This is a genomic window from Xenorhabdus entomophaga, assembly GCF_037996725.1.
GTDB classification, from domain to species: Bacteria; Pseudomonadota; Gammaproteobacteria; order Enterobacterales; family Enterobacteriaceae; genus Xenorhabdus; species Xenorhabdus khoisanae.
This window is the reverse complement of record NZ_JBBMXH010000019.1, coordinates 45,066-55,579: the sequence shown is the minus strand read 5'-3', so window position 1 is coordinate 55,579 and position 10,514 is coordinate 45,066. Positions and strand designations below refer to the sequence as shown.

Sequence of the window (10,514 nt, the reverse complement as noted above, 5' to 3'; positions counted from 1 at the left end):
TTGCTGTGACATAGCCTTTTGTTCCTTTATTTCTCTATTTTTGACGACTTAAAGTTATAAAGGAGCGGCTATGTCATTTCAACTCATCATAAAAGTCGAGCATCGCGTTAATATTATATTTTTTTGATAATAATAATTATTATCAAAAAACTCACCCTCCCTCAATCTCCATCTATCTGTTTCTGCATTAATTGATTTATCAAATGTAATACACTCAGTAAGCGATAACGCTGTTCTGATGTTAAACGCAGATAACGACGAATCATCGGGAACCAGCTGACCATTTCAGAAACAGCAAAATGTTCAACTTCGCAACGCTATTTCCCCTCTCTGATTTTTATTCACAAAGAAAAAGTTTTTTATGATTAAAATTGGCAGACTCACTAACTTAATAAAAAACTAGGGAAGTGAGCTTGTTGGCAATGAAAAGAATTGGAAATGCGTCAAAACGCCTTAAAAAAACAAGTAAGAATAATTTATTAATTGCGGTTATTGCGTCATTACTAAACCACGATAAGCATTTTTTACTTTCCACAAATAACGCGGAGCCTGTGGTGCAGGATGATTATTTTGAACATATTGATAAAATTGATCAGGCGTCATTCGATTGATCTTATTAATTGCCACAGTTCGGTTTGAATCAAATGTACGCAACAATGCCCCTGCACCATTCACATAAGCGACTATTGTTGCATAATACAGCGTTTCTGGATTCGAAATACCGTCCAGATGCTGTTTTTTCAAAATACTGATATAAGCAGTGCCAAGGTCAATGTTCGTTTCAGGATCTTTCAATTCACGCACTGTCGGCTGCCCTGATTTTCCTTTCATTCTGTAGGCATCTCTCCCGGCCGTCGTTGCTTTAATTTGCATTAACCCAACAGCATTCGATTTACTGACAACTTCTGGACGAAACCCCGACTCCACTTGAATAATCGCTTTAATAAGGGTTTCATCAACACCATAACGTTTTGCAGCTTGCTCAATGAAGGCATCAAACGGAGTGGGTTCAGATCGATTGGTTAATTTAGGAGAACTGAAAATAGCTCTATTACCATCCAGCATACGTTTTGCTGTTGGTTGTCTGTTGATGTCTGACTGATGCCCTTTTTGGCCTGCACATCCCGTCAGTAACAGTGCCAACACAATATAACGAAGTCTTAATTTCACACAGTTTCCCCTAAATAAAATTAATCCCATAAAGGATATATAATTTTATCGGTAAGCCAAAAATATTTTTCCATTGCTTATCAAAATAAGTTAATCCATTGTTCTTGGGTAATTCTGGACAATGTGCTGTTTTTTTGTTCGCATGTGGTTCACTACTGTCATACCAATCAACGAAGAATAAAGGTGTATCTAACAAATCTATTATCAATTTTGCTGATATCACCTTGACTTCACACAAGTGATATTGATAATCATTATCAAAGATAATATGTATAACAAATAGGGTCTGCCATAATGAATAAAAAACGTTCTCTCTCTGCTGTACCGATATTTAACCTAATCATTGCGCTCTTAACAATGGTTTTATTCAGCCAACACGCTCATGCAGATAAGACGTTCAGAGTCGTTACGACATTCACTATCATTCAAGATATGGCACAAAATATCGCTGGTGATGCTGCTATTGTTGAATCCATCACAAAACCCGGCGCAGAAATCCACGATTACCAACCAACACCTAAAGATATTATCAAAGCACAGCGTGCAGACCTCATTCTTTGGAATGGCTTAAACTTAGAACGTTGGTTCGAACGCTTCTTTGAAAATATGAAAGATATACCTACTGCTGTCATTACCGACGGGATTACTCCTTTGCCTATTCGCGAAGGGCCTTACAATAAAAATCCCAATCCCCACGCTTGGATGTCACCTACAAATGCATTGATATATATCGAAAATATTCGCAATGCCTTTGCTAAACACGATCCGGAAAATGCGGAAATTTATAATCGCAATGCCAAAGCTTATGCAGCAAAAATAGCCCAATTAGATGCTCCGCTCAGAGAACGCCTCTCACGTATTCCTGAAGAACAACGTTGGTTAGTCACCAGTGAAGGTGCTTTTAGCTACCTCACACAAGATTATGGTTTCAAGGAAGTGTATTTATGGCCAATTAACGCTGAAGAACAAGGCTCCCCCCAGCAGGTTCGTCGTGTCATCGATACAGTAAGGGCTAACAAGATCCCTGTTGTTTTCAGCGAAAGTACTGTTTCAGATAAACCGGCAAAGCAAGTCAGTAAAGAAACAGGAGCCCGTTACGGCAGTATCCTCTATGTTGATTCTCTTTCTAACCAAAAGGGGCCAGTGCCTACTTATATTGATCTGCTCAATACCACCGTAGACACCATTGCGAAAGGATTTAATCAATGAATCGCTCATCGTTAAGCCACCAGCCATTATTTGAGCAACCCCACTTGATCGTTGATAACGCGACTGTCACTTACAACAATGGACACACCGCTATTTATGATGCCAGTTTTGATATTACCGGCGGCACGATTTGTGCGCTGGTCGGTATGAATGGCAGTGGAAAATCCACACTATTTAAAACAATTATGGGACTAGTTACACCTTCTCAAGGAAAAGTGACTCTCAATGCACAATCTATAAAAACTGCATTAAAGCAAAATATCATCGCCTATGTTCCACAAACTGAAGATGTAGATTGGAACTTCCCGGTTTTAGTTTCAGATGTCGTGATGATGGGCCGTTACGGAAAAATGGGATTCTTACGCCGCCCCAGTAAACGAGATCATCAGGTCGTAAATGAAGCTCTTGAGCGTGTTGGATTAAAAGAACTACGTGACCGCCAAATTGGTGAGCTTTCAGGGGGCCAGAAAAAACGCGCATTTTTAGCCCGCGCGCTCGCTCAAGAAGGAAAAGTCCTGCTACTGGATGAACCTTTTACCGGTGTAGATGTGAAAACAGAAACTGCCATCGTTAATTTACTCCGTGAATTACGGGATGAAGGGCATTTAGTCTTGGTATCGACGCACAACCTCGGCAGTGTTCCTGAATTTTGTGATCGGGTTATTTTGATCAATCGCACTGTGTTGGCTAGCGGTCGTACTGAAACTACTTTTACCCAAAAAAATCTGGAAATCACTTTTGGCGGTGTCTTGCGCCATATTAATCTTTCCGGTTCTGAACTGCACGAAGATGATGACCCTCGTTCATTGACTGTCATTACTGATGATGAACGTGCCGCTGTCTTCTATGGACATGACCACCATATCCCACCGCGGCAAAGCTCAAAACAAAAGGAAAACCAGCCATGATGGAATTGCTTTTACAGCCATTCAATTACAACTACATGGTAAAGGCCATGTGGGTAAGTGCCATCGTCGGTGCTGTTTGTGCTTTTTTATCAGCTTATCTGATGCTGAAAGGTTGGTCACTGATGGGAGACGCACTCTCCCACTCTGTTGTACCCGGAGTAGCAGGTGCGTATGCTCTTGGCTTACCTTATGCGGGAGGCGCCTTTTTTACGGGGATGCTTGCGGCACTATCAATGACATTGGTGCGTCATATCACTCGATTGCGTGAAGATGCAGTAATCGGCTTTATATTCTCCACCTTTTTTGCTGCCGGATTACTGATCGTCTCCCTGAACCCTACATCCGTGAACGTACAAACCATTATTCTGGGTAATGTTTTAGGCATTGCTGACGAAGATGTTTTGCAAGTTGAAATCATTACCGCCGTTTCCTTTATTATCCTGATGTTGCTTTGGAAAGATTTATTGGTTGTTTTCTTCGATGAAACTCACGCACGTTCTATCGGGTTATCACCATTACGGTTAAAAATCATTTTCTTCACTTTATTAAGTGCCTGTACGGTTGCCGCATTACAGACGGTAGGTGCCATCCTGGTTATCGCAATGGTCGTTACCCCCGGCGCAACCGCCTATTTACTGACCGATAAGTTTAAAAACCTGCTGATCATTGCTGTTTCCATCGGTTCACTCACAAGTGGCATCGGTGCATATTTAAGCTATTTTCTTAATGGCGCAACTGGCGGTGTCATTGTCACCCTACAAACAGTGGTTTTCCTGTTAGCGTTCTTCTTTGCCCCTAAACATGGCATGCTGGCTTCCCGCAAACGAGCGAGAAAGGAATCTCTGGCGTTGACTCAGGAAAGACGCCCATGAATACATTTATTGAATTAATGACTGAACCCTTCACACATGAATTCATGCAGCGGGCTATCTTTGCTGCCATCATAGTGGGTACGGTTTGTGCTGTACTTTCTTGTTATCTGGTCTTAAAAGGCTGGTCTTTGATGGGTGATGCGATTTCTCATGCCGTGCTGCCCGGTATCGTATTGGCCTTTGCAGCAGGTATCCCACTTGCAGTAGGTGCTTTCCTTTCAGGTATATTTTGTGCGTTTGCCACCGGATATCTGAAAGAACACAGCAGAATCAAAGAAGATACTGTTATGGGAATTGTCTTCTCTGGTATGTTCGCGTTTGGCTTAATTTTATTCACTCGTATAGATACGGATCAACACCTGACACATATTTTATTTGGTAGCATACTCGGCATTACCCAACATGAATTGATTCAAACACTGTGTATTGCCGGAGTCACGCTGGCTATTGTTTTGTTGAAGCGAAAAGATTTCATGCTCTACTGCTTCGATCCCAATCAGGCTCGAGTTGTTGGCCTTCCAGTGAAACTTCTTCATTACGGCTTATTATCTCTGTTAGCTCTAACAATCGTCGCATCCTTGCAAGCCGTTGGCATTATTCTAGTTATAGCCATGCTGATCTCACCAGGTATTATTGCTTTTATTCTTTGCCGGAGTTTTGATCACATGTTGATTGTTGCAATGCTTGCTTCCGTATCATCCTGCGTGCTCGGTACCATCATCAGCTTCCATATTGATGGTGAAACAGGGCCTTGCATCGTAATCATTCAAGCCATTTTCTTCACTATCGCTCTTATTTATAACCAAATAAAATTGGCCCGCAAAAAAGTGAACAGGGAACTCTCAGAAAATATACCTTCTTAAACATTACCAGCCCCCAAAAAATCCAATTAACAATCCAGAGCGCCATATCCAATTTGAGATATGGCCTTATTAATTGCTATTAAAGTCCTTTTTAACCTGTTCAAATGTTGCATCTATCTGTAATATGAGTCTAGCAATTGTCAACTTAATGAGGTGAATCATGTGGCAAACCGTGAACCGTCTATTAAGTGAGCATTTTGATGGCACTGAAATTCACGATAAAACGGAATTAGCAGGAGGCGACATTCACCGTTCTTGGTGCATTAAATATGGTCAACAGCATGTTTTTGTCAAATCCAACGTGAAAGAAATGCTGCCAGTTTTTAAAGCTGAAGCAGAGCAATTGGAATTACTGGCCCGCAGCAAAACAACCCGCGTTCCCGAAGTTTATGGTGTAGGGCATGATCGCAACTATAGCTTCCTTTTACTGGAATATTTGCCTATAAAGCCGTTTAATGCCCATAGCGCGTATTGTTTTGGTCAACATCTTGCAAAGCTACATCAGTGGAGCGAACAGCCTAAATTTGGTTTTGATTTTGATAACATGCTTTCAACCACCATACAGCCTAATGGGTGGCAAAAACGCTGGAATCAATTTTATGCGGAGAAACGTATAGGATGGCAATTGCAACTTGCGGCTGATCAAGGAATGGTATTTGGCGATATCAACCTCATTGTCCAAATAATCAGTGACAAATTACACTCCCATCACCCTCAGCCTTCCCTCCTTCATGGTGATTTATGGCCTACAAACTGTGCATCGCTGAATGATGATTGTGCTGTAATATTTGATCCTGCCTGTTATTGGGGAGATCGTGAATGTGACTTAGCGATGCTGCCATTTTACCCAGACCTTCCCTTACAAATTTTTGATGGTTACCAAAGTATCTGGCCATTGCCACAAGACTTCATTGAACGTCAGCCCATTTATCAACTCTACTATTTACTGAACAGATGCAACCTTTTCGGAGGTGATAACTTCATGATTGTGCAAAATATGGTAGATAAACTCTTATCTGAATAATGATGAGAAAATCTTATCGGCCTCACATTTGAAAATAAAAATCAAGAGAAAAATTTATATATTAAAGATGCACTTTCGCATTACCAACCCAATAATTTAGATAAGAAATAAGCTATCGCACCAATAATAATTGGAGATATATAAAGGGTAAAGATCTGACTGAATAGAGAATGACGGGGAAATTTAATTTTAGCTTCCAACTCTTCCTTAGTTATTCCGCTTTCCTTAGCCTGTTCCAGAACCATTTGATCTTCAATATGTTCCTTGATGAATTTAAATTGACGATACATTCTCAAACCAGATGCACTCATCGCTAAACCAACAAACATTAAAATATAAATAATGAAAAAACTGATATTTTCTCCTGTAATTCCAGCTATGCGATCAGGAGTTGGAGAGTGCTTCCAAAAGAAATCCAAAAATGATGTATTAAATTTAATCATGTCTGCCATCATCTTAAGAAAATCATTCAATACCGCACTAATACCCTCACCTTTGGAACTATGCTGCCACGCCAGATTAATCACAGAAACTAAAGTTGATAAAAAAGCTGGTACAAAAATAATCCAACCTAAGATCCGTTTAGCAATAGCAACATATCCAGCTTGTTGATAAGTCATTGACATTCCTCATTAGCATAAATTATTTTATTTTTATTCAATGATAGCTGATCGCTCATAAGGAACCAACTTTAATCCTATTTGCAGATTAATACTCTTGCTTTTACCAGAAAACTATTTTTTTCTTTGTTATCAATCTATAACGGGATTTAAATCACAGAGGTTGCTACAATCAAATTGTATCAATTATTATCATTACTGCGAGAAATATGAGATGTCATTTTGTTTATCTATAGATACAGCCATTTTGATATGAGTGGTATCAAAATTAAATTATTCATTTAAAAACAATAAATTATATAAAGACTACTTATAAAAACCATAAATACACATAGATGTACAAACGAAAAAAGTGCTCTATACAGCACATAGCAATGGATTTTGTGCTCGTTAGATAGGAAAGAAACCGCCGTCACTATAGGGTAGAAATTTACCCTTAAACTTTCAGGGTAATCAGTCAAAAACATCCCCCTTCAGCACAATCAAAACTCCCTTTATTCATTAACCTTATTGGAGTTTTAGTCTACTTTGCGCTCATGTCACTGTCAGCTTCTTTGCCTCATTTAGCATATTCAACTGGTTAGATTTATATAAACCCGACTTTTTAAAGCACATGGATAGCTAAAAACTCTGCATAAGCCACCCTGTGAATAATCTAGCTATCAGCCCGTGTGCGTTGGGTACGCGGCAGGAGCAGGGCAGCAGCAAGTGTTATTCCTGTAGCCATTCAGGGAATGGACACAGAAATATTTACTTTAGTTACAGGAGTTGACGAATTGTTAAGCATTATTCGCGTATTGTTGGGGGAGATAAGGTTATTAGACTTATCAATCTTTTGATAATAACGTTATAAGCGGAGAGTAAAATGAAAAAATGTCTTCTTCTTTGCCTGTTGGCGGGTTCGGCCATTTTAGCTCCAGTGCTAACTTATGCTAACACCCCCAGCGAGTTATCGAGTGGTCCTATATGCTTTACAACACCTACAGGGGAATACTGCGTGATGCCCCCACAACCCTTTATTCCTCCATTCCCTTTTTCCCCACCGACAAATTAACAGAATTGAACAGACTAATAAACCGAGTAGGACGGTAACATTCCTGCCGTCCTCTCATGGCTCACTGACACTCAATTCTGATGTACTCCTGCCACCCCAGTATCATTTGCTCTGAGGTGGCAATCAGAATGTAGTTGGTTGAGCTACGGCACGAAGCCAGCACATAATCCCCTACTTCTTATCCACTAAGACGCTCCAGATAAATAAAGATTTTTCTTATTTACCCCCTATCATCCTTATGCAAAACCCTCTATACTGCCAACTGTACGTATACACAGCAATCAGCATAAATAATTAGTATAAATCGTTATGACAGCAGAAGGACATCTTCTTTTTTCCGTTGCCAGCCTTGTATTGGCTCACCAGCTAGAAATTACACCAGAAATAGCACAGGGAGATTGGCTACATATGCTTCCTGGCGCACTTCTGGCTTCATTACTACCTGATATTGATCACCCAAGTTCAACTTTAGGTAGATTATTCCGTTTTATATCCATTCCAATTGCGCGCTTATGCGGGCATCGTGGGTTTACACACAGTTTAGTAGCTCTCATTGCAGGTATTACTTTATTTCAGACTGAAATACCTTCTGATTGGCCTATTCCAACTGATTTTGTCCATGCTATGGTTGTGGGTTATATCAGCCATTTGATTGCTGATATGCTGACTCCTGCCGGTATTCCACTTTTATGGCCATTAAGAATACGTTTTTGTATTCCTATTGTTAGAGGTAAGGATAAGCAACGCAAGAAAACTGAACGCTTCATCGCTGTGTTGCTGGTAGTAATTGCCATTATTCTTCCTCAACATATTGAATCTTCATTTGTTGGCTATTTAGAAAAATTTCAGTTGGATAAATTACAGCTAGATAAGTTACAAATTGATAAATTACAGAATCTCTATAAGTAACCAATTGATTGTATTTTCACTAAATCAGACCCCACTTGAAAAAGTGGGGTGCCCTAAAATATAAAAATTTCTTTTATATCCATTCTTATTCTTTTTTGAACAGCACTTATAACCCAGTTAAATATACCTTTTGTCTGTCAAATCCGCAGGAAATAAAACAGTAATAGATTAGGATATATAACTAATTAAGCTAGTTAGTGAAAAATAATTATATTAAATTCCATTTAATTATAAGAAACACGGTTCTTATGCTGATACCATTCTCTTATACACTTCATGGCATGTATCCGACAAATTTCAAGCCGCAAAAGCGACTGTTGAAAAAATAAAAAGGTTATCGATTACCACATAACACGGTTACATATCATACAGAAAAACCATATAAATATCGTTATACCCAATAGCTTGCAAGTTGCAACACAGCAATTTGCAGATATAAGGGTATAAAAGTTTTGGAGACTAGGGATGAATTTACCGCTCATTATCAACATACTCGTTTTTGTAGCGCTACTTATTTTATTAGCAAAAGCGGGCTCAAATAACTGGAGTTTGTCCAAAAAGGTTCTTATGGCTTTAGCCGTAGGTGTCTTTTTTGGGCTGGCATTGAACATCATTTATGGCACAAACAACCCTACAGTGAAAGAATCAATTAAATGGTTCAATATCGTTGGTAATGGCTATGTGCAGTTATTACAAATGGTTATCATGCCATTGGTTTTCGCCTCTATCCTGAGCACTGTTGCGCGTTTGCACAAAGCATCTTCTTTAGGAAAAATCAGTTTCCTGACTATTGGTACGTTGTTGTTCACTACCGCAATTTCCGCCTTAATCGGCATCGTAATTGCCAATTTATTTGGACTGAGTGCAACCGGCCTAATTCAAGGCACTCAAGAAACAGCTCGTTTATCAGCCATTGAAACCAACTATATCGGTAAAGTTTCTGATATGAGTGTACCCCAGATTATTCTCTCTTTTATTCCTAAAAATCCCTTTGCTGATCTAACGGGAGCAAATCCTACTTCTATTATCAGTGTTGTGATTTTTGCGGCATTTTTAGGCATTGCTGCATTACAAATGCTCAAAGATGATCGTGAGCGCGGTGAACGAGCTCTCGTTGCCATTGATACAATGCAGTCATGGGCAATGAAACTGGTTAGATTAGTTATGAGCCTAACTCCATATGGTGTAATGGCTTTGATGACTAAAGTTGTAGCCAGCTCTAATATTCAAGATATTACGCAATTAGGTAATTTTGTCGTTGCTTCCTATATTGCCCTTGGTTTGATGTTTGTCGTTCATGGCGGACTTCTGGCACTTATTGGTATTAATCCTCTGAAATTCTTTAAAAAAGCAGGTCCCGTACTGACATTTGCATTTACCAGCCGTTCAAGTGCGGCAAGTATTCCTATGAATGTTGAAACACAAACTCGCCGCCTCGGTGTGCCCGAGTCTATTGCCAGTTTTTCTGCGTCTTTTGGTGCCACCATCGGCCAAAATGGTTGTGCGGGTATTTACCCAGCCATGCTTGCTGTCATGGTTGCTCCAACCGTAGGGATTGATCCGTTTGATCCTTTGTGGATTGCAACTCTTGTTGGCATTGTGACTATCAGCTCCGCTGGTGTTGCTGGCGTTGGTGGTGGGGCAACATTTGCAGCGCTAATTGTTTTACCTGCCATGGGCTTGCCTGTTACCTTGGTAGCTCTGTTGATTTCTGTTGAACCTCTTATTGATATGGGCCGTACTGCGTTAAATGTTAATGGTGCAATGGCCGCAGGTACAATCACCAGCCAATTAATGGGACAGACTGATAAAAAGATATTTGAACAAGATGAAAACGTGGTATTAAGCAAATCTTAAATCGCTTAAATAACACTTGGCCTCCTTT

Annotated in this window: 9 protein-coding genes and 1 pseudogene; 7 read left to right on the top strand and 3 right to left on the bottom strand. The window is 39.8% G+C overall.

Annotated elements, in window-relative coordinates; all coding sequences use genetic code 11:
- Positions 1–161 precede the first annotated feature (161 nt).
- Positions 162–305, bottom strand: a pseudogene (locus tag AAC854_RS06200) (DUF3156 family protein); the annotation flags it as partial.
- A 184-nt stretch (positions 306–489) separates the two neighbouring features.
- A complete protein-coding gene (locus AAC854_RS06195) occupies positions 490–1,170 on the bottom strand; it encodes a transglycosylase SLT domain-containing protein (protein ID WP_340616350.1) in 681 nt (226 codons plus the stop codon).
- A 294-nt stretch (positions 1,171–1,464) separates the two neighbouring features.
- On the opposite strand from AAC854_RS06195, the gene AAC854_RS06190 reads away from it, so the two are divergent.
- The 5 genes from AAC854_RS06190 to AAC854_RS06170 all read left to right on the top strand — a co-directional run bounded on the left by AAC854_RS06190 (position 1,465) and on the right by AAC854_RS06170 (position 6,046).
- A complete protein-coding gene (locus tag AAC854_RS06190; RefSeq protein WP_340616349.1) occupies positions 1,465–2,379 on the top strand; it encodes a metal ABC transporter substrate-binding protein in 915 nt (304 codons plus the stop codon).
- Positions 2,376–3,287: a manganese/iron ABC transporter ATP-binding protein gene (locus AAC854_RS06185; protein ID WP_340616348.1), complete on the top strand. Its 912-nt coding sequence runs from the start codon at positions 2,376–2,378 to the stop codon at positions 3,285–3,287. Before AAC854_RS06190 ends, AAC854_RS06185 begins: the two co-directional genes overlap by 4 nt.
- Positions 3,284–4,159, top strand: a complete 876-nt coding sequence (locus AAC854_RS06180; protein ID WP_340616347.1) for a metal ABC transporter permease — start codon at positions 3,284–3,286, stop codon at positions 4,157–4,159. The genes AAC854_RS06185 and AAC854_RS06180 overlap by 4 nt, the downstream gene beginning before the upstream one ends.
- A complete protein-coding gene (locus tag AAC854_RS06175) occupies positions 4,156–5,022 on the top strand; it encodes a metal ABC transporter permease (RefSeq protein WP_340616346.1) in 867 nt (288 codons plus the stop codon). Before AAC854_RS06180 ends, AAC854_RS06175 begins: the two co-directional genes overlap by 4 nt.
- A gap of 160 nt (positions 5,023–5,182) precedes the next feature.
- A complete protein-coding gene (locus AAC854_RS06170; protein WP_340616345.1) occupies positions 5,183–6,046 on the top strand; it encodes a fructosamine kinase family protein in 864 nt (287 codons plus the stop codon).
- Between the two features lie 80 nt (positions 6,047–6,126).
- On the opposite strand, the gene AAC854_RS06165 is transcribed toward AAC854_RS06170, so the two are convergent.
- Positions 6,127–6,666, bottom strand: a complete 540-nt coding sequence (locus AAC854_RS06165) for a YniB family protein (RefSeq protein ID WP_340616344.1) — start codon at positions 6,664–6,666, stop codon at positions 6,127–6,129.
- Positions 6,667–8,029: 1,363 nt separating this feature from the next.
- On the opposite strand from AAC854_RS06165, the gene AAC854_RS06160 reads away from it, so the two are divergent.
- Both AAC854_RS06160 and AAC854_RS06155 read left to right on the top strand, forming a co-directional pair.
- Complete coding sequence (locus tag AAC854_RS06160) at positions 8,030–8,629, top strand: metal-dependent hydrolase (RefSeq protein ID WP_340616343.1); 600 nt, start codon at positions 8,030–8,032, stop codon at positions 8,627–8,629.
- A 465-nt stretch (positions 8,630–9,094) separates the two neighbouring features.
- Positions 9,095–10,486, top strand: coding sequence for an L-cystine transporter (locus tag AAC854_RS06155; RefSeq protein ID WP_340616342.1), 1,392 nt, complete (start codon positions 9,095–9,097; stop codon positions 10,484–10,486).
- Positions 10,487–10,514: the final 28 nt, after the last annotated feature.